Annotated in this window: 23 protein-coding genes; 7 read left to right on the top strand and 16 right to left on the bottom strand. The window is 69.6% G+C overall.

The window, feature by feature from the left end; genetic code table 11:
* Nucleotides 1-200 precede the first annotated feature (200 nt).
* Nucleotides 201-1679: an alpha/beta hydrolase gene (locus BCF44_RS16275; protein WP_116175130.1), complete on the bottom strand. Its 1479-nt coding sequence runs from the start codon at nt 1677-1679 to the stop codon at nt 201-203.
* 106 nt (nt 1680-1785) lie between these two features.
* Nucleotides 1786-4242 carry a GcvT family protein gene (locus tag BCF44_RS16270; protein WP_116175483.1) on the bottom strand — a complete coding sequence of 819 codons (2457 nt, stop codon included), beginning with the start codon at nt 4240-4242 and terminating at the stop codon, nt 1786-1788.
* 83 nt (nt 4243-4325) lie between these two features.
* Between BCF44_RS16270 and BCF44_RS16265 the strand changes: the two genes are divergently transcribed.
* On the top strand, nt 4326-5231 hold the full coding sequence (locus BCF44_RS16265; protein ID WP_170217563.1) for a phosphotransferase: 906 nt from the start codon (nt 4326-4328) through the stop codon (nt 5229-5231).
* A 2-nt stretch (nt 5232-5233) separates the two neighbouring features.
* Nucleotides 5234-6748 carry an amino acid permease gene (locus BCF44_RS16260; RefSeq protein ID WP_116175128.1) on the top strand — a complete coding sequence of 505 codons (1515 nt, stop codon included), beginning with the start codon at nt 5234-5236 and terminating at the stop codon, nt 6746-6748.
* An 84-nt stretch (nt 6749-6832) separates the two neighbouring features.
* Here BCF44_RS16260 and BCF44_RS16255 read toward each other — a convergent pair whose 3' ends face one another.
* Entirely contained in the window at nt 6833-7411 is a 579-nt protein-coding gene (locus BCF44_RS16255; RefSeq protein ID WP_116175127.1) for a TetR/AcrR family transcriptional regulator, read from the bottom strand.
* Nucleotides 7412-7470: 59 nt separating this feature from the next.
* Between BCF44_RS16255 and BCF44_RS16250 the strand changes: the two genes are divergently transcribed.
* The 3 genes from BCF44_RS16250 to BCF44_RS16240 all read left to right on the top strand — a co-directional run bounded on the left by BCF44_RS16250 (nt 7471) and on the right by BCF44_RS16240 (nt 10835).
* Nucleotides 7471-8481, top strand: coding sequence for a glycoside hydrolase family 113 protein (locus BCF44_RS16250; protein ID WP_116175126.1), 1011 nt, complete (start codon nt 7471-7473; stop codon nt 8479-8481).
* 8 nt (nt 8482-8489) lie between these two features.
* On the top strand, nt 8490-9431 hold the full coding sequence (locus BCF44_RS16245; RefSeq protein ID WP_116175125.1) for a hypothetical protein: 942 nt from the start codon (nt 8490-8492) through the stop codon (nt 9429-9431).
* A gap of 78 nt (nt 9432-9509) precedes the next feature.
* The gene (locus BCF44_RS16240) at nt 9510-10835 is read left to right on the top strand and encodes a glycoside hydrolase family 27 protein (protein ID WP_116175124.1); all 1326 of its coding nucleotides are present in this window, start codon (nt 9510-9512) and stop codon (nt 10833-10835) included.
* 53 nt (nt 10836-10888) lie between these two features.
* On the opposite strand, the gene BCF44_RS16235 is transcribed toward BCF44_RS16240, so the two are convergent.
* Together BCF44_RS16235 and BCF44_RS16230 are read right to left on the bottom strand one after the other, a co-directional pair.
* Nucleotides 10889-12250 (bottom strand): RICIN domain-containing protein, encoded by a 1362-nt coding sequence (locus BCF44_RS16235; RefSeq protein WP_170217562.1) that lies wholly within the window; start codon nt 12248-12250, stop codon nt 10889-10891.
* A gap of 302 nt (nt 12251-12552) precedes the next feature.
* On the bottom strand, nt 12553-14391 hold the full coding sequence (locus BCF44_RS16230; RefSeq protein WP_246015135.1) for an RICIN domain-containing protein: 1839 nt from the start codon (nt 14389-14391) through the stop codon (nt 12553-12555).
* 355 nt (nt 14392-14746) lie between these two features.
* Between BCF44_RS16230 and cspE the strand changes: the two genes are divergently transcribed.
* Nucleotides 14747-14950 (top strand): transcription antiterminator/RNA stability regulator CspE, encoded by a 204-nt coding sequence (cspE, locus tag BCF44_RS16225; RefSeq protein ID WP_116175123.1) that lies wholly within the window; start codon nt 14747-14749, stop codon nt 14948-14950.
* A 174-nt stretch (nt 14951-15124) separates the two neighbouring features.
* Here the strand turns inward: cspE and BCF44_RS16220 are convergent, their stop codons facing one another.
* Genes BCF44_RS16220 through BCF44_RS16190 form a run of 7 tightly spaced genes read right to left on the bottom strand, consistent with a single transcriptional unit; the run spans nt 15125 to nt 21185 of the window.
* Nucleotides 15125-15913 carry an IclR family transcriptional regulator domain-containing protein gene (locus BCF44_RS16220; protein ID WP_116175122.1) on the bottom strand — a complete coding sequence of 263 codons (789 nt, stop codon included), beginning with the start codon at nt 15911-15913 and terminating at the stop codon, nt 15125-15127.
* The gene (pcaDC, locus tag BCF44_RS57525) at nt 15910-17136 is read right to left on the bottom strand and encodes a bifunctional 3-oxoadipate enol-lactonase/4-carboxymuconolactone decarboxylase PcaDC (protein WP_435369385.1); all 1227 of its coding nucleotides are present in this window, start codon (nt 17134-17136) and stop codon (nt 15910-15912) included. Before pcaDC ends, BCF44_RS16220 begins: the two co-directional genes overlap by 4 nt.
* A 55-nt stretch (nt 17137-17191) precedes the next feature.
* Nucleotides 17192-17746: a protocatechuate 3,4-dioxygenase subunit alpha gene (gene pcaG / locus BCF44_RS16210; protein ID WP_116175121.1), complete on the bottom strand. Its 555-nt coding sequence runs from the start codon at nt 17744-17746 to the stop codon at nt 17192-17194.
* On the bottom strand, nt 17743-18453 hold the full coding sequence (pcaH, locus tag BCF44_RS16205) for a protocatechuate 3,4-dioxygenase subunit beta (RefSeq protein ID WP_116175120.1): 711 nt from the start codon (nt 18451-18453) through the stop codon (nt 17743-17745). Before pcaH ends, pcaG begins: the two co-directional genes overlap by 4 nt.
* Before the next feature lie 10 nt (nt 18454-18463).
* Nucleotides 18464-19645 (bottom strand): thiolase family protein, encoded by a 1182-nt coding sequence (locus BCF44_RS16200; RefSeq protein WP_116175119.1) that lies wholly within the window; start codon nt 19643-19645, stop codon nt 18464-18466.
* Entirely contained in the window at nt 19642-20370 is a 729-nt protein-coding gene (locus BCF44_RS16195; RefSeq protein ID WP_116175479.1) for a CoA-transferase subunit beta, read from the bottom strand. Before BCF44_RS16195 ends, BCF44_RS16200 begins: the two co-directional genes overlap by 4 nt.
* Before the next feature lie 17 nt (nt 20371-20387).
* Nucleotides 20388-21185: a CoA transferase subunit A gene (locus tag BCF44_RS16190; RefSeq protein WP_116175118.1), complete on the bottom strand. Its 798-nt coding sequence runs from the start codon at nt 21183-21185 to the stop codon at nt 20388-20390.
* Nucleotides 21186-21317: 132 nt separating this feature from the next.
* Between BCF44_RS16190 and BCF44_RS16185 the strand changes: the two genes are divergently transcribed.
* On the top strand, nt 21318-22091 hold the full coding sequence (locus tag BCF44_RS16185; RefSeq protein ID WP_116175117.1) for an ESX secretion-associated protein EspG: 774 nt from the start codon (nt 21318-21320) through the stop codon (nt 22089-22091).
* Between the two features lie 367 nt (nt 22092-22458).
* On the opposite strand, the gene BCF44_RS16180 is transcribed toward BCF44_RS16185, so the two are convergent.
* From BCF44_RS16180 to BCF44_RS16165, 4 genes are all read right to left on the bottom strand, one after another.
* Entirely contained in the window at nt 22459-23274 is an 816-nt protein-coding gene (locus BCF44_RS16180) for a MerR family transcriptional regulator (protein WP_116175116.1), read from the bottom strand.
* A 21-nt stretch (nt 23275-23295) separates the two neighbouring features.
* Nucleotides 23296-24093, bottom strand: coding sequence for an enoyl-CoA hydratase (locus BCF44_RS16175; protein WP_116175115.1), 798 nt, complete (start codon nt 24091-24093; stop codon nt 23296-23298).
* A 41-nt stretch (nt 24094-24134) separates the two neighbouring features.
* On the bottom strand, nt 24135-24521 hold the full coding sequence (locus BCF44_RS16170; protein WP_116175114.1) for a DUF5684 domain-containing protein: 387 nt from the start codon (nt 24519-24521) through the stop codon (nt 24135-24137).
* A 101-nt stretch (nt 24522-24622) separates the two neighbouring features.
* Nucleotides 24623-25075, bottom strand: coding sequence for a MaoC family dehydratase (locus tag BCF44_RS16165; RefSeq protein WP_116175113.1), 453 nt, complete (start codon nt 25073-25075; stop codon nt 24623-24625).
* Nucleotides 25076-25082: the final 7 nt, after the last annotated feature.

The raw sequence follows: 25082 nt of genomic DNA, 5'->3' as shown, positions 1-25082 counted from the left end.
GGTTCTCCGCCACGCGCCGTGGGTGAACTTACCCATGCCGAATGGGCAATACCGGGTCTGCCGGCGGTTGCCCGCCGGCCGCGATACTTCTTCCCGACGCAGTGTGATCCGGGGGAGGGATCCGATGGACGTACCGGAGTTCGGCATCGTCGCGTGACCGCGGAGAGGCTCCCGGCGGGGACGGGAGCCTCTCGCCACGATCAGAACCCGCTGTGCGACACCATCGAATGCTGCGGCCCGAATCCAGAAGCCGGCGGTACAGCCGGGCAGTGCGTGCCCTTCGCCGGCATCTTCTGCGAGATCAGGTAGCTGTCGACCGCGTTGCCCACGCAGGGGCTCTTGTCGTACTGGCCGTGGCCCCAACCGTCGTAGGTGAGCAGCGTGGCGGCGGGGATCTGGCGCGCCGCGTCGACTGACCACGCGTACGGGGTGGCGGGGTCGTGCTGCCCGCCGACGATCAGGATCGGCGGCGTGCCGTGCACGTGGTAGCGATGCTGCGGGTTGGCCACCTTGGTGACGCCGAGGCAGTTCATCGCGGCGCCCCAACCGATCCCGGAGATGCGCAGCATCGGCGCGATCTTGTTGTCGATACGCCGCTGCGCCGCCACGGACGCCGCGTCAGGGAGGTTGAACTTCCAGTCGGAGCAGAACGCGAACGGGAAGTACACCTGCACCTGGGTGTCGGCCTTGGGGCCGAAGGACTTCGCGCCAGCGAGCTTGCTCAGCTCCTGCGCGAGCGGCGCCCAGTCCGGCCCGTACAGGTAGCCGACCGGGAGATCGGACAACATGTCCGGCGTCACCGTGCGCTGGCTGTCCGGGTCGACGAGCGTGCCGGCCTGCGCCTTGGCGTAGAGCTGGTTGAACAGCGCGTTCACGTCCTGGCCGTGCAGCGCGCACTTGGCGTCGCTGTCGCACCACTTCACGAACTCGTGGAACGCGTCCTCGTCCGTCTGCGCCTCGGTGGCCAGGAAGCCGGTGGTGTCCTGGCTGTGGTCCATGTTGCTGTCCAGCGCCAGCGCGCGGACGTGGTTCGGGAACAGCTCCGCGTACTGCTGGCCCATCAGCGTGCCGTAGGAGACGCCGTAGTAGGTCAGCTTCTGCTCGCCGAGGGCGGCGCGGATCGCGTCGATGTCCTTGACCACGCTCAGATCATCGACGTGGTCGATCAGCGGCCCGCTGACCTGCCGGCAGTCGTCGAGCAGTTTCTTGTTGTACGCCACAAAGGCCGCATACCCCTGAGGGGTATCGGCGGTGCCGGTCGGCGCGGTGGCCAGCACCGATGTGTCGCACTTGATCGCCTGGCTGTCGCCGACGCCGCGCGGGTCGAAGCCGATGATGTCGAAGTGGTCCTGGAGCTGCTGGGAGAACAGGTTCGGGTCGCCGATCACCAGCGGCACGCCCGGGCCGCCGGGGCCGCCCGGGTCGAACACCAGCGAGCCGATGCGCTCGCCGGGCACCTTCGCCTTGCGGCGGGCCAAAGCCAGCGTGAACGTGCCGCCGTTCGGGTTGTCCCAGTCGATCGGCAGCACGAGTTTGCCGCAGTCCGCGGTGGCGTCCTGGGCGCACGGCGCCCACGCGATGCTCCTCGCCTGTTCCGGTGCGGCCAGGGCGGGCGACGCCGTCGACAGGACGGCGAGCGCCGCCACCGGCAGCGCGAGCGCTGCTCGTAAGTTCTTCACTTGTGTTTCCCCTCAGTAGGTGTGGCGTCACCAGACCTACTGAGGGCCCGCAGCCCGGTCAAGGAATTCGGGGGATAACCCCCCGATCTTCGGGTGCGGCTACGACTCAGGTCTGACTCCGCACTCGTTCTCCGGTCGGATCGAAGAGCGGATCCCGTACCACCACGCCATTGATCCATTCGCCGAACAGCTCCACCGACAACTCCGCGCCGATCGGCGTGCCCGCCGGCAGGTAGGCGAACGCGATGGGCTTGTCGACGGTGTAGCCGAAACCGCCTGAGGTGACGCGGCCGACGACCTCGCCGCCGATCCGCACCGGCTCGCCGCCCAGCGGCACGGCGTGCTGCTCGTTCAGCGTCAGGCAGCGCAGCCGTCGGGTGAGCCCCTGCTCCTTGGTCTTGAACAGGGCCTCCCGGCCGAGGAACGGCTTGTCCTTCTTGACGCAGAAGCCCAGGCCCGCCTCGTACGGGTTGTGGTCCGGCGTGAGGTCGGAACCCCAGAGCCGGTAACCCTTCTCCAGCCGCATGCTGTCGATCGCCTTGTAGCCGGCGGCGATCAGCCCGTGGTCCTGGCCGTACTCCCACAGCGCCGACCACAGCGCGGCGCCGTACTCGGCGGAGGCGTAGAACTCCCAACCCAGCTCGCCGACGAACGTCACCCGCTGCGCGACCAGCGGCACGTCGCCGACGGTGATCCGCCGCGCGGTCATGTACGGGAACGACTCGTTGTCCAGCGGGGCCGGCGTCAGCTGCTTGAGGATCTTGCGGGAATTCGGTCCCCACAGGGCGAAACACGTGAACTGGCCGGTGATGTCGGTGATGCGCACCGAGCCGTCGTCGGGGGCGTGCCGGCGCAGCCAGGTCAGGTCCCGCGAGCCGTAGGCGGTGCCCGTGACGATCATGAAGACCTGCTCCTCCAGCCGCGTCACGGTGAAGTCGCACTCGATGCCGCCGCGGGAGTTCAGCGCCTGCGTGTACGTGACCGCTCCGACCTCGCGGTCCACGTCGTTGTCGCACAGCCAACTCAGCAGCTGCGCCGCCCCCGGTCCGGACACCTCGATCTTGGCGAACGAGGACTCGTCGAACAGGCCGGCCGCCGCCCGGGTGCCGCGGTGCTCGGCGACGATCGCCGGCGACCAGCCCATGCCGGCCCAGCCGCGCGGCTGCATGAAGTCGTCGCCGCCGTACATGTTGTTCTGGTAGTAGTCGACCCGCTCCCAGCCGGACTTCTCGCTGAAGTGGGCCTGCTGCTGGGCGTGCCAGGCGTACACGGGCGACACCCGCAGCGGCCGGCCGGCCGAGCGCTGCCGGTGCGGGAACGGGATGTCGTAGTACGTCTCGTAGTTCTCGGTGACCCGGGCCAGCGTGTACGACGGCGACTGGTACTGCCGGCCGAAGCGGCGAATGTCCATATGGGACACGTCCAGCTGCGCCTCGCCGGCGACGATCCACTCGGCCACGACCTTGCCGATGCCGCCGGCGCCGGCGATGCCGTGCGCGCAGAACCCGGCGGCCACGAAGAAGCCGCCGATCTCCGTCTCGCCGAGGCAGAACTCGTTGTCCGGGGTGAAGGCCTCCGGCCCGTTGATCAGCTTGCGGACGCCCAGGTCGGCCATCGCCGGCACCCGCTTGGCCGCGTTCTCGCTGATCTCGACGAACCGCTCCCAGTCGGCGGCGAGCAGCTTTCCGTTGAAGTCGGCGGGAATCCGGTCCAGGCCGGTGTCGTCCAGCGCCCACGCACGCGAGTTCCGCTCGTAGCCGCCCATGAGCAGCCCGTCGACCTCCTCGCGCCAGTACACGAGGTTGTCGGGGTCGCGCAGCGTCGGCAGGTGCGTGCCGTCGCGTTCCCGTACGGGCTCGGTCACCACGTACTGGTGGGACATCGGGACGACCGGGATCCGGACGCCGGCCAGCCGGCCGATCTCCGCCGCGTACATGCCGCCGCAGTTGACGACGATCTCCGCCTCGATGTCGCCCTTGTCGGTGCGGACCTTCGTGACCCGGCCGCGGACGACGTCGATGCCGGTGACGCGGGTGTGCTGGTGGATCCGCACGCCGCCCCTGCGCGCGCCGGCGGCGAGCGAGTACGCCAGCTGTGAGGGGTCCACGTAGCCGTCGGTCGGCAGGTACGAGCCGCCGAGCACGCCGTCGGTGCTCATCAGCGGGAACAGCTCGCGGGCCTGGTCGGCGCTGATCTCCTCCAGCGGCACGTCGAACGCGCGGGCCCAGCCGATCTGCCGGCGGACCTCGGCCATCCGGTCCGGCGTGCAGGCCAGCCGGATGCCGCCGCAGGGCACCCACCCGGGCGGATTTTCACCTGTCTGCAACTCGGCGTACAACTGCGCCGAGTACTGGTTCATCCGCGTCAGCGTCGGATCGGAGCGCAGCTGCCCGACCAGCCCGGCCGAGTGGAAGGTCGAGCCGCTGGTCAGCTCGTTCCGGTCGAGCAGGACGACGTCGCGTTCGCCCAGCCCGGCGAGGTGGTAGGCGACGCTGGCGCCGCCCACGCCGCCGCCGATGATCACGATCCTGGCCCGGTCGGGGAGTGCCCTGTCAGCTGCCACGACGCCCTTGTTACCGCATCGGGTTGACGCTGGCCAGCCACGGACCGACACTTGCTGATCACGTCGACTCCCGGGAGGCGCGCTTGCTGGACGAGATCGTCGCCGAGGTGCCCGAGTTCGCGGGCCCGGTCGAGCTGACCGTCATCAAGGGCGGGCTCAGCCACCGGGTGGTGCGGGTGGACGCCGGCGGGCGGCGGTTCGTGCTGCGGGTGCTCGACCCGGCGGTCACCGAGGCGGGCCTCGGCGTGTCGATGGACCAGGAGATCGCCAACACCGTGCAGGCCGCCGAGACCGGCGCCGGGCCGCGGGTGCTGCGGGTGCTGCCCGAGCAGCACGCCCTGGTGCTGGAGTTCGTCGACGGCGTGACGCTGTCGGCCGCCGACGTGCCCGACCGGCTGGACGGCATCGCCGCCGCGTGCCGGCGGCTGCACTCCGGACGGCCGTTCGGCAACGAGTTCGACATCTTCGACAAGCTGGCGGAGTTCCTCGCGCTGTGCGACCGGCACGGCCTGGGGCTGCCCGACGGCTACGCCGACCAGCTGCCGCTGGTCGAGCGGATCCGGCAAGCGCTTGCGGCCGCGCCGCTGCCGCGCGTGCCGTGCCACAACGACCTGCTGGCCGAGAACTTCATCGCCGACGGCGACCGGGTGCGCATCGTCGACTACCAGCTGTCCGGGCAGAACGACCCGTGCTTCGAGCTGGGGGACATCGCGGCCGAGGCGCTGCTGGACCCCGACGGCGTGGCGCGGCTGGCCGCCGCGTACTTCGGCGTCGCGCTGACCGAGCGGTTGTTGGCGCGCGTGCGGCTGTACCTGATGATGTCCAATGTGACCTGGACGCTCTGGTTCCGGGTCCACAGTGGATTGCTGGGTGGCCGAGCGGCTGCCGACTTCGATTACGCGGCCGAGGCCGCGGCGAAGTGGGGGAGGGCGCTGAGAGATCTCGGCGACCCCGGGTTGGGAGTGTTGCTGGACACCGTTCGGAGGTAGCCGTGAGCGAGCAGGTCGAAAATATTGACGACGACGCCAGAACACTGGCACGACTGGGCTACCGGCAGGAGTTGCGCCGGACGTGGAGCGGCTTCTCCAACTTCGCCATCTCCTTCTCCATCATCTCGATCCTGTCCGGCTGCTTCACCACCTTCGGGCAGGCGTGGAACAACGGCGGTCCGGTGGCGATCAGCTGGGGCTGGCCGGTGATCTCCGCGTTCATCCTGATCATCGGGCTGTGCATGTCGGAGCTGGTGTCCGCGTTCCCCACCGCCGGCGGCATCTACTGGTGGGCGTCGAAGCTGGGCAAGCCCGTGCACGGGTGGTTCACCGGCTGGCTCAACCTGGTCGGGCTGGTCGCCGTGACCGCGTCCGTGGACTACGGCTGTGCCACGTTCATCTCGTTCTTCTGGTCCCTTGTGGACTCGAACTGGGAGGGCACCCTCACCGAGATCTTCATCATCTTCGTGGTGGTGCTGGTGCTGCACGCGTTGATCAACATCTTCGGCAGCCACCTGGTCGCCATGCTGAACAATGTTTCGGTGTACTGGCATGTCATCGGAGTCGTCGTGGTGGTCGCGATCCTGGCGTTCGCGCCCGTGTCGCACCAGAGCTTCTCGTTCGTGTTCACCGAGCGGATCAACAACTCCGGCTTCTCCGACGGCACCTACTGGTTCTACATCCTGCCGCTGGGCTTCCTGCTCACCCAGTACACGATCACCGGCTTCGACGCGTGCGCGCACATCTCCGAGGAGACCAAGGGGGCGGCCCGGACCGCCGCCCGCGGCATCTGGCAGTCCATTCTCTACTCCGCCATCGGCGGCTGGATCCTGTTGCTGGCCTTCCTGTTCGCCGCGACGCACGTCGACGAGATCAACAAGCAGGCCGGCTTCATCGGCTCGATCATCACCACGGCGTTGAACTCGAATCTGGCTCTGGTGGTCGTCGGGATCTCGGCGATCGGCCAGTTCTTCTGCGGCATGAGCTGCGTGACCAGCACGTCGCGGATGAGCTACGCGTTCAGCCGTGACGGCGCGGTTCCCGGGCACCGGTTGTGGTCCCGGCTGAACTCCAACCGTGTGCCCGTGAACGCCGTGATCGGCTCGTGCGTGGCCGGTCTCGTGCTGACGCTTCCCGCCCTGTACAAGAGCTCCGCCGGCGTGCCGACGGCGTTCTACGCGGTGGTGTCCGTGGCGGTGATCGGGTTGTATCTCGCGTTCCTGATCCCCATCGCGTTGCGGCTGCGTGCCGGCGACTCGTTCGTGCCCGGGCCGTGGACGTTGGGTCGCAACTACAAGTGGATGTGCTGGACCGCCATCATCGAGATCGTGGTGATTTCGGTCTACTTCATCCTGCCGACCGTGCCGGCCGGTGTGCCGGGTGACTCGTCGTTCAGCTGGACCGCCGTGAACTATGCGCCGCTGGCGGTCGGCGGATTGGTGCTGCTGATCGCCATCTGGTGGTACGCCTCGGCTCGGCGGTGGTTCACCGGGCCCAAGCACACCGTGGAGATCTAGGCAGTGGTTTGACGGGAGGGCGGCTCGGAGGCCGCCCTCCTGCGCTGCCTCCTGAGGGCCCGGTGAAGCAGGTTTCCTGCGCGGCTAGGGCCGGCTGCGGACCAGTGGCAGGTAGACCCGGTCCACGATCTCGACGATCACGTCGTCCGGGACCGGGGTCAGCCCGGTCAGGTATTCGTTGCGCAGCAAGGTGACGGCGACGGTGGCCAGCCGCGGGTGCAGGCTGGCCGGGGACGCCTCGCCGCGGTCGACGGCGCGGCCGAGGATGGTCAGCCACATCGAGCTGCCGCCGTCGCCGACCATCTTCTGGAGCTCGGCGAACAGTTCCGGATCCTCGGCGGCGCTGGCCATCAGGCCGCGCACGAGGTCGGCGCGGGGCGTGGCCACGTCCTCGTTCATCTGCCGCAGCACGGCGAGCACGTCCTCGCGCAGCGAGCCGGTGTCGGGCGGCCCGAGCCGGATCTCGACGAGCTGCTTGTACGCGGCGACGCCGAGCGCGGCGCGGTTGGGCCAGCGGCGGTAGAGGGCGTTCTTGTTGGTGCCGGCGCGGCGCGCGACCCGGTCCATGGTCAGCCCGGCGTAGCCGGACTCGGTGAGCTCGTCGGCCGCGGCGCGCAGGATCGCCTGCTCCAGCACCGCGCCACGGCGCCTCACCTTTGCCATGGTACTCACCGTACCTTATTCGGTTGATACGGTACTCAAGGTACCTTATGGTCCGTCGCATGCGAGCCAACGGCATCAGCTACGACACCGGCTTCCTCGCCGGCGGGACCAGCACCCACGAGCCCTTCGATCCCGACGTCGTCCGGCGCGAGATGCGGATCATCCGCGACGACCTGCACTGCACGGCCGTCCGTGTCACCGGCGGGGATCCCGAGCGCCTCGACATCGCGGCCACCACGGCGGCCGAGCTGGGGCTGGAGGTGTGGTTCTCGCCGTTCACGTGCGACCTGACCCAGGACGAACTGTTGGCGGTGCTGGCCGACTGCGCCGACCGGGCCGAGCGGTTACGGCGTGGCGGCGCGAAGGTCGTGCTGCTCACCGGTGCGGAGCTGAGCATGTTCACCGTCGGCTTCCTGCCCGGCGACACCATCGAGGAGCGCATGGCCGTGCTGGCCGACCTTGCCCAGCTGCGCGAGGCGATGGCGGGAGTTCCCGCCCTGCTCAACGAATTCCTCGGCCGGGCGGTGAAGGTCGTGCGGGACCGGTTCGGCGGGCCGGTCAGCTACGCCGCGATCCCGTCCTTCGAGGGCGTCGACTGGACGCCGTTCGACTTCGTCGGCGTGGATCTCTACCGGTCCGCGGAGGTTGCCGGCATCTACGTCGACGCGATTCGTTCCCTTGTCGCGCAGGGAAAGCCGGTGGCCATCACCGAATTCGGCGCCGCCACCTTCCGTGGTGCGGCCGACAAGGGCGCTCATGCCGGCGGCATCGTCGTGCGGGATGGCGTGATCGCGGTCGGCCTCGACGGCGACTACGAGCGCGACGAGGACGGGCAGGCCGCCCACCTCATGGAGATGCTCGACATCTTCGAGGAGGCCGGCGTCGACACGGCGTTCGCCTACACCTTCGCCAACTACCACCTGCCGCACCGGCCCGGCCCGCGCAAGGACCTGGATCTCGCGAGCTACGGCGTGGTGACGGCGTTCGAGGATCGGTTCGGCGAGACGTACCCGGACATGAGGTGGGAGCCCAAGGCCGCCTTCGCCGCCTTGGCGCGGAAGTACTTGTAGTTGATCGTGTGGACATCACGGCTCTGTTGAGCCAGGTCGCGACCGACGTCGAGTACAGCCCGTACGGCTTGAAGAACTTGGGGCCGGCGCAGATCGCCGAGGTACGGCGGGCGTTGTCGGCGCCGGCGTTGCGGGAGGCGGCGCTGGCGGTGCTCGCCGCCCTCGGCGAGCCCTTCGACCACGGCCTGGTGCCGGCGGAAACCCCACGGCAGATGGTGTGCTGCGAGTCCTGGTACGCGGTGCGCACCACCGACCAGGAGGCGGTGCTGGAAGCGTTCGGATACTCGTCGCCGATCCCCGTCACGATGCTGATGGGGCACCTGGCGTGGCGGTACGACGGAGGCCGGTACGGCGGCTGCCTCGACCACGAGCGGGTGTACGTGAGCCCGGCGCTGAACGGGTGGACGCTGGTGCTCGGCATACCGTCGGCGGACTACCACCGTACGGGCGCCCTCGCTGAGGGGGAGGAGGATCCCTGGCGCACCAAGCAGATGTTCGCCGACGAGGCCGTCCATCGGGCGTTGATCCACGAGCGGTGCACCGAGTTCAGTCGCCGGTTCGGCGCGGCGCATCACTACTTCTTGAATCACGGCGACTCGCAGACGTCCTGGTACATCGCGGAGAACGGGGAAGTGGTTCGAGCGTACGAGATCGAACTGCCGCAGGAGCAGATCGGCGAGCCCGAGGCGGGGTATCGGCTGCCGCACGAGCCGCCGCCCTGGTCCCACGACGCCTTCGCGGACATCGAGCATCTGTCGGGCACGCACGAATACGCCGAGAAGTTCTTCGAGCGGTGTCGCCAGTTGAAGGCTGAACACAACCTGCCCGACACCTGCGATGCCTACACCATCGCCGGGTTGCGGTCCGTGCTGCCCGGCAAGATCGGCCCAGGCACCGAGGTCGTGGGCCGCGGCGTGCTCGCCCGCACCGCCTGCGGCGGCCCCGCATAGATAGTTGACGTTGGAAAGAAACGACGGCTACCGTGAGTCCTCCCTGTTCAGCGTGGATCAGGAGAAAAGAGACTGCCCATGCCCAGTCGTCTCACGGTGGTCGCGGCGGTGTCCGTGGCCGTTGCCGTCCTGCTGCCGGGCGCGAGCCCGGCCTACGCCAAGACCGGCTTCGCGACCCCGGCGATGGGGTGGAGCAGCTGGAGCGTCGAGGCGTCCACCCGGGCCACCTACGGCACGAGCTGGCTCACGGAGTCCCATGTGGAGGGTGCGGCGGACGCGGTGGCGTCGAAGCTGCGCTCGGCCGGCTACCGGTACATCGACATCGACTCGGGGTGGAACGCGGACATGTCGTTCCACGGCCACACGGATGGAAACGGCATTCCGGACGCCGACTCGACCCGGTTCCCGGACGGCATGGCGGCCGTCGCGACCTACGTGCACGACGAGGGCCTGCTGCTCGGCCTGTACACGACGGTCGGCCTGGACAAGGGCGTGTACGACAAGAACGCGCCGATCCTCGGAACCGGTTGCCACACTCAGGACATCGCGCAGCAGCCGCTGACCGCGACCAACGGCTGGGGCAGCTCGTGGAAGATCGATTACGGGAATTCCTGCGCCCAGGCGTATATCGACTCGATCGTGAACCGGTTCGCGTCCTGGGGCGTGGACCTGATCAAGGTGGACGGCACGACCGCGGACAACGTCGCCGACATCCAGGCGTGGTCGCGGGCGATCGACCGGTCGGGCCGGAACATGTGGCTGACGACCAGCGCCTGGCCGGTGCCGCAGTCGATCGAGTCGCAACTGTCCGGCTACACCAACGATGTTCGGATCGACACCGACGTCGAGTGCTACTGCGGCACGCTGGCCACCTGGTCCAGCTCGGTCAGCGCCCGCTGGAACGACCTGCCGAACTGGCTGGCCGGCCTGAGCCCGGGCTACTTCCCGGACCTGGATTCGATGCCGATCTCCAACAACTCCGGCAGCGCCATCCAGGACGGCATCAGCAGCACCGAGCGGCAGAGCGTGATGACCTTCTGGTCGATGGCCTCGGCCCCGCTCTACGTCGGCGGTGACGTCTACTTCCTCGACAGCGGAGCGGTTTCCATCCTCACCAACCCGGAAGTCGTGGCGGTGGACCAGTCCGCGCGCTTCCCGACCCGGATCACCGGCGGCACCCTGCAGAAGTGGCGCAAGCAGCTGCCGGACGGCAGCTGGGCGGTGGCGGTGTACAACCTCGGCTCGTCGAGCGCGAACATCACCGTGAACTGGGGCGACCTGGGCATCGGCGGCAGCCATCCGGTGCGCGACCTGGCGTCGCGGACGGATCTGGGCTCCTTCAACGGAAGCTGGACGGCCACCGGGGTGCCGGCGCACGGCTCGCGGCTGATCAAGGTGGGGTGAAGAGGAAGGGGCCCGCCCAGGCGCGTGGGCGGGCCCCTCATCAGTTGATCACCTCAGGAGTTGATCGTCCACAGCTGGTTGGCCGAACCGGCGCAGGACCAGATCTGCAACGGCGTGCCGTCGGCGGAGCTCTGGTTGGTGGCGTCCAGGCACTTGCCGGAGTTGGTGTTCACCAGCTCGTGCTGCGCGTTCAGCGTCCACTGCTGGGCCCCGGTGCCGTTGCAGTCGTACAGCTGCACCTTGGTGCCGTTGGCGGTGCCGGCGCTGGCCACGTCCATGCACTTGCCCAACGCCTGTAGCGCGCTGCCGGACTGCGTCCAGGTCTGAGCCGCGGTGCCGTTGCAGGTGTAGATCTGGATCTGGGTGCCGTTGGCGCTGTTGGCCCCGGCGACGTCGACGCACTTGCCGCCGATGCCGGTGATGGTGTGGCCGTTCGGCGGCGGCGGGGGCGGCGTGGTGCCGCCGGTGATCTGGTTGAAGATTCGCGAGTACGCGTAGCCGGTGCCCTTGTCGTAGCCGTCGACCTCCCAGAACGCCAGTTCCTGCACGCCGTTCTGGGCGGCGAAGCTCTCCAGCGTCTGGGCGTCGCCCTGGCTGAACATGGCGCCGTCGTCGTTGCGGCCGGCGATCGGCGTCAGGCCCATCTTGGCGTACGCCGCCGAGGTGGAGATGCCGAACAGCGACGCGATCTGGTTGGCCGCGTTGCGCGCCGCGGACAGCGCGTCGTTGATGACCGGCTGGCCGTCGTAGAAGTCCATGACCATCAGGTTGATCATGTTGACCTTGACGCCCTTGGCCTTCACGTCGGCCAGCAGCGTGTTCTGGTCGCCCTCCAGGCCGTCCGGGCCGACGCCGAGCGTGAAGTCGACCTGCACGTTCGGGTTCTGCGCCTGCAACGCGGCCAGCGCCTGGTCGCGCCGGGCGTTGGAGGCGGTGTCCTTGATGACGCCGCCCTCGATGTCGAAGTCCAGCCGCGGCGTGCCGTAGGTGTTGACCACGTTGGCGTAGGCCGCGGTCAGGTTGGACACGTTGGTGCAGGTCTGGGCGATCTCGCCGCCCTCGGCGCCGCCGAAGGACGGGATCACGTTGCCGCCGGCGTTCTGGATCGCGGTGATCTGGCTCTTGAAGCCGCCGACGCCGTTGCCCGCGTCGGCCTCCCAGGCCTGGTTGCAGCCGCCGCCGTTGGGTGTCAGAAACGCCAGCGTGAAGAACTTGGTGCCGGTGGCGTTCATGTCCGCCTGCATGTCGCCGACGGTGTTGCCGGCGATCTGGAGGTACGGCGCCGCGTAGTGGGCCGGGAAGGCGCCGCCCGCGGCCGGGGCCGCCGTCGCGGCGGGCATCGACGCCAGCATTGCCGCGGTCACCGCCATCGGCAACGCCGCCGCCAGCGCGGCTCTCGTTCTGGTGATGCGCATCGTCGATATCTCCTACGGGTTTCGCACGCGCCGGATCGTGCAGGCAGGGGTGGAGACCGGCATTTCCGAAAAGGCCCGCGAGCGGCGACGGCGGTGGAGAACGCGGATCTTCCCGAAACGGATCCCGTCGATCGGACGGGTCCGTGTGCGGTATTTATAGCGACCGATCGGGCACCGATCAATAGCGCGTTCGGGCGCATCACCGCAGGTCAGGGGCATTTTTGGGAACGCTGGAACCGTCCCGGCTCGTCGCGGGCGGAACGCGCGACGAGTCGGGACGGAGTCGGTGACGGATCAGTGCGTCAGTTCAGCGTCCACTGTTGGTTGGCGCCGCCGGCGCAGTCCCAGATCTGCAGCGGCGTGCCGTCGGCGGAGCTCTGGTTGGTGGCGTCCAGGCATTTGCCGGAGTTGGTGTTCACCAGTTCGTGCTGGGCGTTCTGGGTCCATTGCTGGGCCCCGGTGCCGTTGCAGTCGTACAACTGGACCTTGGTGCCGTTGGCGGTGCCGGCGCTGGCCACGTCCATGCACTTGCCCAACGCCTGTAGCGCGCTGCCGGACTGCGTCCAGGTCTGCGCGGCGGAGCCGTTGCAGGTGTAGATCTGGATCTGGGTGCCGTTGGCGCTGTTGGCCCCGGCGACGTCGACGCACTTGCCGCCGATGCCGGTGATGGTGTGGCCGTTCGGCGGCGGGGTGCCGCCGGTGCCCTGCGTGCCGTTCCAGGTGAACGTGGCGCTGGTGGCCGCCGGGATCGAGTACGTGAAGGACTCGTTGCCCCAGTTGACCCGCACGCTCTGCGCGCTGCCGGTCGGGTTGTAGGCGACCAGGGCCTTGGAGCCGTCCGGGTTCATCCACGCCACGTTGCGCACGGTGCCGTCGTTGGAGGCGATGCGGGTGGCGCCCGGCTTGACGAACTTCGTCAGCTGGCCCATGTCGTAGTACTCGATGTTGTACGTGACCTGGCCGCGCTGGGCGTCGTTCTGGTGCACGGTGATCAGGCCCGTGCAGGTGTTGCAGCCGCCGTTGTTCGGCCCCTGCGTCTCGTTCACCGCGAGGCTCCACTTCACCACGCTACGACCCCAGTTGCGGGTGTAGTCGATGATGTTGTTCATGTCCTCGTTCTGCTGGTTGGCGATCCAGTTGCCGCCGGAGTGCTCGGTGTCGTAGGCGTTCATCGACGGGAACTGGTTGTGGATCGTCGTCTGCTCCGAGACGTTGCCCTCGTAGCCGTGCCACGCCACGCCGCCGAAGTTCGGGTCGTTGCGGATGGACGCGTCGTTGACCGTCGGGGACGCGAAGCTGTCGTAGCTGTCCCAGTTCCAGTCCAGCGCCAGCACCTTGGTCGACAGCCCCGCGTTGTGCAGCGCCGGCAGCAGGTTGTTCTTGGCGAAGAAGGCCAGCCCCGAGCCGTTCCAGTTCATGCCCGGGTAGTTGCCGCCGACCGTCGGCTCGTTCTGCTCGGAGACGTAGTCGATCGGGACGCCCTGCGCCTGGTAGCCCTGGACGTACTTGACGAAGTAGTTGGCGTAGGCCTGGTAGTACTGGGACTGGAGCCAGCCCTGGATGTAGGAGTTGTTGTCCTTCATCCACGGCGGCGCGGTCCACGGCGAGCCCATGATCTTCATCGCCGGGTTGAGCTGCTTGGCCTGCTTGGTCAGCGGGATGACGTCCACCATGTCGTGCGACAGGGTGAAGTTGTTCAGGTTCGGGTCGGCGCCGCCGTCGTCGTAGGTGTAGCTGTAGCGGGCCAGGTCCGAGGCGCCCATGGGGTTGCGCAGGAAGCTCAGTCCGATGCCGCTGTTCGGGTCGAACAGGTTGCTCATGGTCGCGTTGCGGGTGGCGGCGGACAACGCGCCGCTGGAGTTCATCAGGTAGGCGGCGGTGTCGGTGAACGACGCGCCGGCGCCCTCGAACTGCTGGTACCTGGTGTTCTCGTCGACCGTGATGGTCTGCTGGCCGGTCCCGGTGCCGGCCGCGAAGCTGATCGGGCTCTGCTGTTGCAGCCCGCGGGTGACGTTGCGGCCGGAGGAGTCGTTCGTTGTGGTCAGCCAGATGTTGACGGACTCGTTCGCGGCGTTGGCGGCCGGGGCGGCCATCAATCCCGCGACGAGTAACAGGGGCACGACGAGCAGCGTTGATCGCACGGCAGCACCTCGGGTTCGACAGGGTTCGCAGGGTCCGTCGGTGTGTGAGGCTCGATGGCGGTGCGCGCGTCACACCTTATTTCGAGTCATGATTTAAGAGATGAACTCTTGGCGCGTCAAGAGGGCGCGGTGCCGGCGGTCACACCTGTACGGGTGGCGGGCTTCCACGCGCCGTGTCCGGTGTGGTTGACTGTGTCCGGTCGCATTCTGTGTTCGTGTCGTATCCACGCTCGCGGAAGAAGTCGCGGGCGGTGGTCCTCCTCGCAGGGAACCGGGTGAAGTCCCCCGTCCGCGATCAGACCCGTAGCGTCGTGGTTGCGGCGAGACGTAGTACCTGTTTGAGGAGATAGATCAAGTGGCTCAGGGCACCGTCAAGTGGTTCAACTCGGAGAAGGGCTTCGGCTTCATCGCCCCTTCCGATGGTGGCGCTGACGTTTTCGTGCACTACTCGGAGATCCAGGGCAACGGCTTCCGTACCCTGGAGGAGAACCAGAAGGTCGAGTTCGAGGTCGGGCAGGGCCAGAAGGGCCCGCAGGCCATGGGCGTGCGCGCGATCTGAGATCGGCTGACTGAAGTTCGGCTGAGCGAGGCCCGTCACCTTCGGTGGCGGGCCTTTCGTTTGTTCCGACTGTTTCAGCCGACATATCGGACGCCGATATTCACGGATCGGTACGACGAACGGCCGGACCCCGTTCGCGTTCGGCGGAACGCCGAGGTTGACGTTTTCTTTCCGTTAGCGGCGGCTGCCGCGCAGATCGTGTTCGATCGCGGCGGCGGCGGTGCGCAGCAGCGGCAGCAGTTCGTCGCGGATCTCCTCGGAACTGCCGCGACTGGCGTGCGCCGACACGTTCACCGCGGCCACCACGCTGCCGTCCGGATCGTGGATGGGCACCGCGATGGACCGCAGGCCCTCCTCCAGTTCCTGGTCCACCAGCGCCCAACCGTGCTCCCGAGCCTGGTCGAGAAGCAGGCGCAGCAGCCGCGCCTCGACGACCGTGTACCGGGTCAGCGGCTGGAGCACGACCTCCTTGAAGTACCGGTCCAGCCACTCCTCGGACTGCGCGGCCAGCAGCACCCGGCCCATCGAGGTGGCGTAGGCCGGGAACCGGGTGCCGACCGCGATGCTCACGGTCATGATCCGCTTCGTCGGCACGCGGGCCACGTACACCACGTCCGTGCCGTCCAGCACCGAGACGGAGCTGGACTCGTGCACCTGCGACACCAGCGTCTCCAGGTGCGGCTGCGCCACCTCGGGCAGGCCCATGCTGGACAGGTAGGCGTAGCCCAGCTCCAGGATCCGCGGCCGCAGCGCGAACAGCCGGCCGTCGGTGCGCATGTAGCCCAGCTCGACCAGGGTGTGCAGGAAGCGGCGGGCGGCGGCCCGGGTGAGTCCGGTGAGCCGGGCGACGTCGCTGAGCGTCAGCTCGGCGTGCTCGGCGTCGAACGCGCGGATCACCGCCAGCCCCCGCTCCAGGGACTGGACGAAGGCGTTGCCGCGGCTGGAGGTCTCGATGTCGGTCATGATGTGTCCAGGGTAGACAGCACCTGATCGGCGATCCGGAACGCCCGGTTCGCCGTGGGCACGCCGGCGTAGACGGCGACCTGGAGCAGCACCTCCTTGATCTCCTCGACGGTCAGGCCGTTGCGCAGCGCGGCCCGGACGTGCATGGCGAGCTCGTCCTCGTGCTGGAGGGTGGCCAACATCGCCAGCGTGATGGCGCTGCGGGTGCGCCGGTCCAGGCCGGGGCGGGTCCAGATGTCGCCCCACGCGTAGCGGCCGATGAAGTCCTGGAAGTCGGCGGTGAACGGCGTGGTCGCGGCCTGCGCGCGGTCCACGTGGGCGTCGCCCAGCACCTGGCGGCGCACCGAGGTGAAGTGCTCCACCAGCAGCGGTGTCACCGCATCGGGTGACTCCAGCGGGGCGAGGTGCGCGCCCGGCACCGTCGCCAGGCGTGCGTTCGGGATGCCGTCGGCGATGGCCCGGGCGTGCTCGACCGGCGTGGCCGCGTCGGCGTCGCCGGCCACCACCAGCGTCGGCGCGGTGATCGACGGCAGCGCCGGCCGCAGGTCCAGCTCCGCCAGCGCGTCGCAGCAGGCCGCGTATCCCTCGGCGTCGATCGCCGACAGCATGTCGATCAGCCAGGACCGGTCGTAGCCCGGCCGGACCCAGCGCGCGACCACCGCCTCCGCGATCGACGCCATGCCGTCCGCCCGCACCGCCGCCGCCCGCTGCCGCCACGGCTCCGGCGTGCCGAAGTAGGCGGTGGTGCAGCACACCGCGAGCCGGTCGACGCGCTCCGGGGCGTTGGCCGCCAGCCACATGCCGACCATGCCGCCCAGGGACAGCCCCAGGAAGTGGGCGCGCTCGACGCCGGCCTCGTCGAGGATGCCCAGGGCCCGTCGACCGAGTTGATCGATGGAGTGGGGGGTGAAGCCCGGCTCGCCGCCGGGTTGGTCGGTGCTGCCGTTGAGTGGAGGCTGGGCGGCGGATCGCTTGGCGGCCGCCTCGCCGCTGGGTTGGTCGGCGCTGGCGTCGGGCGGTGGCTGGTCGGTGTGTTGGTTGGCGGTCGCCTCGCCGCCGGATCGGTCGCCGGCAGCGTGGTCGGGCGGTGGTTGGGCGGCTGCGTTCGTCGAGACCGCGTCGCCGTGGCCGGGGTGGTCGATCAGCAGCAGGCGCATCGTCTGCCCGAGCGCCGGCAGCTGTTCCCGCCACATCGCCGAGGTCGTGCCGAGCGAGTTGCCCACGACCAGCACGGGGCCCGCCGCCGCGCCGGCCCACCGGTAGTCCGTCACGCGTCCCTCACACCTCGAAGAAGACCGTTTCCCCGTCGCCCTGGAGCCGGATGTCGAAGTGCAGCTCGTCGCCGACCGCCTTGGCGACCAGAGTGTGCCGCAGCTCGGCCGGCACCGCCGACAGCACGGGATCGGCGGCGTTGGCCCGCTCCTCGTCGGGCCAGTAGATCCGGGTCACCAGTCGCTGAAGCAATCCCCGCGCCAGCACGGTGACGTCGATGTGCGGGGCCTCGGCGCCGCCGTCCGGGGTGGGCAGCGGGCCGGGCTTGAGGGTGCGGATCCGGAACCGGCCCTCGGCGTCGGTGGCGGACCGGCCGAAGCCACGGAAGCCCTCGTCGAGGGCGCCGCGCGGGTCGTCGGGATGGTTGAAGCGGCCGGCGGGACTGGCCTGCCAGGTCTCGATGATCGCGTCCGGCACGGGCTCGCCGGCGCCGTCGTAGACAGTGCCGCGCACGACCACCGCGCCGGGCGTGCCGGCCGGCACCACGTCGGGGCCGTCGGGCCAGGGCAGGCCGTCCGGCAGCGCGAAGAACGGGCCGACGGTCTGGGAAGGGGTTGTCACTCGTCCTCCTCGTCCTCGAACACGCTGGCGTCGCTGCCGCGCAGCACGATGTCGAACTTGTACGACAGCGCCCACTCGGGCTGGGTGGTCGGCAGGTCGAAGCGGGAGATCAGGCGCTGCCGGGCGCGCTCGTCGCGGATCGAGTTGTAGATCGGGTCGAACGGGAACAGCGGGTCGCCCGGGAAGTACATCTGGGTGATCAGCCGTTGGGTGAAGGCCCGGCCGAACAGCGAGAAGTGGATGTGCGCGGGACGCCAGGCGTTGTCGTGGTTGCGCCACGGGTAGGCGCCGGGCTTGATCGTGACGAACCGGTAGTTGCCCTGCGCGTCGGTGACGGTGCGGCCCACGCCGCTGAAGTTGGGGTCCAGCGGGGCGTCGTGCCGGTCCCGGTCGTGCGCGTACCGGCCGGCCGAGTTGGCCTGCCACACCTCGACGAGCGTGTTCGGCACCGGCCGGTTGTTGGTGTCCAGCACCCGGCCGCTGACGATGATCCGCTCGCCTAAGGGCTCGCCCGGGTGCTGCCGGGTCAGGTCGTGGTCGAGCTCGCCGATCCGGTCCGCGCCGAGCAGCGGGCCGGTGATCTCGGTGAGGTGCTGCGGGATGAGCTGGAGCGGGCGGTGGGGCGCGCGCAGGACGCTGGACCGGTAGTGCTGGCTCGAGTTCGGCGGGTGCGATTCGCCGTCGGACGCGTAGTGCGGAAGTTTCACCGGCTCCTCCTCAGGCTTCCAGGACGACGGCCAGCCCCTGGCCGACGCCGATGCAGATGGCGGCCAGCCCCCAGCCGCCGCCGCGGCGGTGCAGCTCCCAGGCCAGCGAGCCCAGGATGCGCGCCCCGGAGCAGCCCAGCGGGTGTCCGATGGCGATCGCGCCGCCGTGCGGGTTGACGATCTTCGGGTCCAGTTCCGGCCACAGCGACAGGCAGGCCAGCGACTGCGCGGCGAACGCCTCGTTCAGCTCGACCACGCTCAGGTCGGACCAGCCGATGCCGGCCCGGGCCAGCGCCCGGTTCGCGGCCTCCACGGGCCCGATGCCGAAGTACTGCGGCTCCACGGCGTGCACGGCGCGGGCGGCGATGCGGGCCAGCGGGCGGCCGCCGAACGAGTCGATGCCGGCCCGGTCGGCGATGATCAGCGCGGCCGCGCCGTCGTTGAGTGGGGAGGCGTTGCCGCCGGTGATGGTGCCGTCGGGCCGGAACGCGGGCTTCAGCCTGGCCAGCTTCTCGACGGAGGTGTCGGGGCGGATGTTCTCGTCCCGCTCGAGTTCGGCGCCCGGCACCTGCACGATCTCGTCCGCGAACACGCCGTCGGCCCAGGCGCGGGCCGCCTTGTGGTGGCTGCCCTCGGCGAAGACGTCCTGCTCCTCGCGGCCGATGCCGTACTTCTCGGCGAGCTGCTCGGTGGCCTCGCCCAGGCTGACCGTCCACTGCGCGGGCATCGCCGGGTTGACCATGCGCCAGCCCAACGTGGTGGAGTGCAACGTCTCGTGCGCGCGGTCGAAGGCGTGATCGGGCTTGGGCAACACCCACGGCGCCCTGGTCATCGACTCCACGCCGCCGGCGACGACGATCGAGGCGTCGCCGACCGCGACCGCCCGGGACGCGCCGATCACCGCCTCCATGCCGGAGCCGCACAGCCGGTTGACCGTGCTGCCCGGCACCGAGACCGGCAGCCCGGCCAGCAGCGCCGCCATCCGCGCCACGTCCCGGTTGTCCTCGCCGGCGCCGTTGGCGTCGCCGAGCACCACGTCGTCGACGCGCGCCGGGTCGAGGTCGGAATGACGGTGCAGCAAGGACTTCAGCGTGCCGGCGGCCAGGTCGTCCGGGCGGACGTTGGCCAGGCCGCCGGCGTACTTGCCGATCGGGGTGCGGACCGCGTCCGCGATGAACACGTCGGTGGTCATGACGCCGCCTTCAGGGCACGCAGCACGGACAGTTCCTCGTCGGTGGGGTTGGGCGTCCGGCTCAGGTCGGGGGAGACGGCCAGGTCCCAGCCGGTGGCGGCCTTCACGTCGGCCAGTTCGACGCCTGGGTGCAGGTGGGTGAGCACGAACTCGCATGTGTCGGGATCCGGTTGCAGCACACCGAGATCGGTGATGATCCGGCGCGGGCCGCCGCCGCGCAGACCCAGCTTCTCGCGCTCGCCGGGACCGCGGCCGAAGCCGACGGAGGTGACGAAGTCGACCCGGTCCACGAAGGCGCGCGGACTCTGCCGCACGATCACGGTGACCTCCTTGCAGGAGGCCGCGATCTCGGGCGCGCCGCCCGCGCCGGGCAGCCGCACCTTGGGGTTGCGGTAGTCGCCGCCGATGACGGTGGTGTTGATGTTGCCGTACCGGTCGATCTGGGCCGCACCCAGGAAACCGACGTCGATGCGGCCGGGCTGGAGCCAGTAGTTGAACACCTCGGGCACGCTCACCACGGCGTCCGCGGTCTCGGCGAGGATGCCGTCGCCGATGGACAGCGGCAGCCGGTCCGGCTTCGCCCCCAGCGTGCCCGACTCGTACACCAGCACCAGGCCCGGGGCGTGGGTGCGGCGGGCCAGGTTGGCGGCGGTGCTCGGCAGGCCGATGCCCACGAAGCACACCTGGCCGTCGGCCAGCGTCCGCGCCGCGGCCACCGTCATCATCTCGTCGGCCGTGTGGCTCACTTCAGATCCTCCAGCCAGCGCGTGAACTCGTCCCGGTCCCGGCTGATCTCGTCCCAGTCACGGTAATAGTCGTTGTCCCGCACGGAATACCCCGCCGCATAGGACGGATGCGCGCCGCCCGGCACCGCGGCGACGTGGCCGACTGCCCACGACGGCAGCACCACCGCGCCCGGCAACGGCGTCAGCTCGTCCACGATCTCCTCGACTGTGACCAGCGACCGCTTCGCCGCCAGCACGGCCTCCTTCTGCACGCCCGTGATGCCCCACAGCTGCACGTTCCCCTCGTGGTCGGCGCGCTGCGCGTGGATGACGGCCGAGTCGAGCCGGAGCGCCGGCACCGCCGTCAGCACCTCGCCGGTGAAGGGGCAGGTGATCGGCTTGATGTTGTCGGTCTGGGCCGGCAGGTCGGTGCCGGTGTAGCCGCGCAGCACCGCGAACGGCAGTCCGGAAGCGGCGGCGACGTACCGGTTGGCCATGCCGGCGTGGCTGTGCTCCTCGAGCTCGAGCGGCGCAGGCCAGTCGTGCTGGACGGCGTCCCGGAACCGGTGCAGCGAGCCCACGCCGGGGTTGCCGCCCCAGGAGAACACCAGCTTGCGCGCGCAGCCCGCGCCGATCAGCTGGTCGTAGAGCACGTCCGGGGTCATGCGGACCAGGGTCAGGTCGCGGCGGCGCTGCCGGATCACCTCGTGCCCGGCCGCGAACGGGATGAGGTGGGTGAATCCCTCGAAGGCCACCGTGTCGCCGTCGTGCACCACTGCGGCCACCCCCTCGGCGAGGGTCCCGATCGTCGCCATCTCCGCGCCTCCGGCTGTGCGTATTGCGAACGTCCGTTCTGCATACGAACATACTGCCGGGGTTCGGCGCCGTCAATGTGACTCCGTCGTTCCACCCGTACGGGCGCGCGCGGTGCGGTAGCTTCAGGGGCGATGTCACCGATCGTCACTGTGTCGCTGGCCGCGTTCGACTTCCTGTGGGAGGAACTGCGGCTCGGCTCGCCGCCGTATCCGTTCCAGGTCCCCAGCCACGGGGAGACCTATGAGGAACGGTCGCGTATCCGCGCCGCCGTGCACGCCGACCTCGAGGCACGCGGCGTGACCGAGCGGGGTCGGGTGGTGCAGCCCGTCGCCGCCGCGATGGCCCTCGTGGCCCGGCCGCACATCCAGCTCGACACCATCTCCACCGTGGACGTCCATGAGTCGTCGGCGATGCTGCGCGCCGCGGCCGCCGCGCGCGGGCGGGACGCCGTGCTGATGGTCCAGGAAGGACAGATGGTCCGGCTGGAGTGGACCCGGGACACGGCGTTGGCGGCCAGCATCGTCAACCTGCTGCCGCCGACCAAGGCCGGGCCCGGGCAGGAGGTCTCGCTGCCGGCGAGCATGGTCGGCGGCTCGGGCCGGCACTCGCAGCCGGTGGCGGTCACGCGGCGGACCGCGGAGTCGGCGTCGAAGGAGCAGCAGAAGGCGCTGGCGACCATGCTGGAGCCGGAGGTGCTGCGGCTCGGGCAGATCGGCGTCGGACTGTACGACGAGCGCGGGCGGGTGCGGCGGCTGCCGGGGATGAGCTGGTTCGACAACGCCGGCGGCCGGTACTTCAGCGTGGTGGCGCCGGGGCGGGACGGACAGGACTGGGCGACGGTGTCGCCGGGGGACGCGTCCCGGATGGTGTACCGGCTCGGAGAGATGATCCGGACCGCGCGGTGATTTGCCGCGCGTCTCGCGCGGGGCTCGGCCCCTTCAGGCCGACGCCTCGCCCTTGCTGGATTTCGACCGGCCACGTCGGCTGCCCTGGTGGGTACGTCGGGTGGCGGCCGATCGAAATCCGGCAACCGTGCGAAGCGTCGGCGGGGCCTCGCGGACAGCTGACCCCACGAGCGGCGGAGGCGCGGTACCGGTACCGCGCCTCCGCCGGCATTAGTGGATCTCGTGAAAGATGTCGTCGGCCGTTCGGCCTAAACCGCCCGGTGAGAGCGCTTCCAACTGGAGCATTGCCGCCGGGTGGCAGGACGGACACACTCTGTGGCAGTGGCTGGTCGTGGTCACGTGGCGGCGGGCCACGACCAGCCACCCCTTACCGCAGGGGGATCTGGAGCTCGGTCACCCACCCTTGCTGGTCGACGCCGGGCGGACAGTGCAGGTACACCTCCCGCGCGTACGCCCCGCTCTGGTGGCCGTTCTCCGACAGCCAGTGGGCGATGGCCTCGTACACCGCCCCGCACTCCGACATCGGCCCGTGGTGCACGGCGGTGGCCGCCTCGGCGACGGCCGGCAGGTCGACCAGCGCCAGCGAGGACGAAGCCGCCAACTCGCCGGACACCTGCACCGCGGCGTGCACCATCACCCCCTCCGGAACGTCCTCGTAGTACGCGACCCCCGGCCCGCAGACGGTCAGCCCCGACTCGGCCAGTTCGGCCTCCACGCGGGCGTACAGGGGCTGGATCACCGGCCCGATGTCCTCCGGCTCGTAGCTGGCGGCCACGGCGGCCAGCTCGGCGATCCGGACCGCGGGAACGGCCTTGACCACGACGTCGATGGACGGCATCGCGCCCTCCCTCTCGATGCTGCGGAGACGGGCCTCGACCTGGGCGAGCCGGGCGCTGTCGGCGGCCACCTGGGCAGCCAGCTCGGCGCGGCGCAGCCGCAGCATGCCGCGCAACTGCTCGGCGCTGACGGTGTCGTCGAGCATCTCGGCCACCTGGTTGAGGGTGAAGCCGAGCTTGCGCAGCGCGACGATCCGGTTGAGCCGGGGCAGCTGGTCGGCGGCGTACCACCGGTAGCCGGTGGCGCCGTCGACATGGGCGGGCGGCAGCAGCCCGATGCCGTCGTAGTGCCGCAACATGCGAACCGACACGAGCCCCAGCCGGGCGAAGTCTCCGATGCTGAACATGACGTCGTCCGGTCTACGGCCTCACACGGTGTCAGGGTCAAGCGGCGCGAATCGGGGCTCGCGCCGCTCCAAGTGACTCAACACGCCCTCGCGGAAGTCGTCCTGGGTGAAGGAAGCCAGCATCAGATCCACGGCCTCGCGGCGGGAAGTGTCCAAATCGGACTCGAGGGCCTGGTACACCTGGCGCTTGATGATGGCCATGGACTGCGGGGAACAGTTGATGGCCAGGTCCCGCGAGTACGCCAAGGCGGCCGGCAGAACCTCGTCCACGGGCAGCACGTGGTCGACGAGGCCGATGCGCGCGGCTTCCTCGCCGAGGAGGATTCGGCTGGACAGCAACAGGTCCATGGCCCGGCTGGTGCCGACGAGCCTCGGCAGCTGCCAGGCGATGCCGTGCTCAGCGATCAGGCCGCGACGCGAGAACGCAGTGGTGAACTTGGCGTCGGCAGCGGCGAAACGCACATCGCAGTAGAGGGCGATCACCAGGCCGATGCCGGCAGTGGGGCCGTTGATGGCGGCGACCACCGGCTTGCGCAGGGACAGCGCGTAGCTGATCGGCTTGCCGCTGGGATGGATGTCGGCCTCGGTGATGGAGGACGGGTCCACGGCGCCCAGCGCGGTCAGGTCGGCGCCGGCGCAGAAGCCGCGGCCGGCTCCCGTCACCACGATCACCCGCACCGAGGGATCGGCGTCCGCGGCGGCCAGCGCGCCGAAGAACTGCTCCTCCATCGCCGGCGTCCACGCGTTCAGCTTCTCCGGCCGGTTCAGGGTGAGCAGCAGCACCCCGTCGGTGTTCTCCGCGAGCACGACATCGGTCATCGCCCGATCCTACAAAGGAATCGGGCGACGACCGAGGATTCTCACGCCGGGCGAGGACCCTGGTACCGCGCGCTGCCGAAGCCGAGGATCGGGAAGCCGATGGCGCTGAACAGCCACAGGCCGATGACGCCGAACCCGCTGCCCTTGCCGAAATTGCGGGCGACGTCCAGCGAGACGATCAGGTGGATGACGATGTTCACCAGCGGCACGATGTAGAGGATCACCCACCAGCCGGGGCGACCCGCGACCTTGATCATCAGATAGAGGTTGTAGATCGGGATGATCGCACCCCAGCCGGGGCGGCCGGCCTTGGTGAACACCCGCCAGACCGCCGCGACCTCGAACACCCAGAGGGCCACGCCGATGAGCGCGAAAATGAGGACGGCGGTGGGGCCGAGGCCGCCGGACGCCGTCTGGTCGTAGTTCACTGTTCCCCCTGCTCCGGCGACGGGCCTCTCCCGTCGCCGGAGCACTGTCCCATTCGGACGGGGAACCCGCCGCGGGAGTTGCCGATCCGTGACCTACCTGGTCAGGGCACCAGCAACGCCAGTGACTCGGCCACGCATCCCGGCCGGTCCTCGCCCTCGATCTCGACGGTGACGAGCACCGTCGCCAGCAGGCCCATCTTCGCGTCGGCGACGTCCAGCAGCTGGCCGTGGCCCCGGATCCGCCTGCCGACCCGCACCGGCTGCGGGAACCTCACCTTGTTCAGCCCGTAGTTGACGGCCATCGACAGGCCGTCCACCCGCCACAGGCCGCCGGACAGCTTGGGCAGCATGCTCAGCGTCAGGTAGCCGTGCGCCACCGGCCCGCCGAACGGCCCCTTGGCGGCCTTCTCCAGGTCGACGTGGATCCACTGGTGGTCCTCGGTGGCGTCGGCGAACAGGTTGACCTGCTCCTGCGTCACCGAGTGCCAGTCGCTGACCCCGAGCTCCTCGCCCTTGGCCGCCTTCACCTCGTCCAGGTTGGCGAACACGCGCATGGTGAAC

The organism is Kutzneria buriramensis (assembly GCF_003387475.1).
In the GTDB taxonomy this organism is placed as follows: Bacteria; Actinomycetota; Actinomycetes; order Mycobacteriales; family Pseudonocardiaceae; genus Kutzneria; species Kutzneria buriramensis.
Note: the sequence above shows the minus strand (reverse complement) of the source record. Positions and strands in the feature narration are given on the sequence as shown.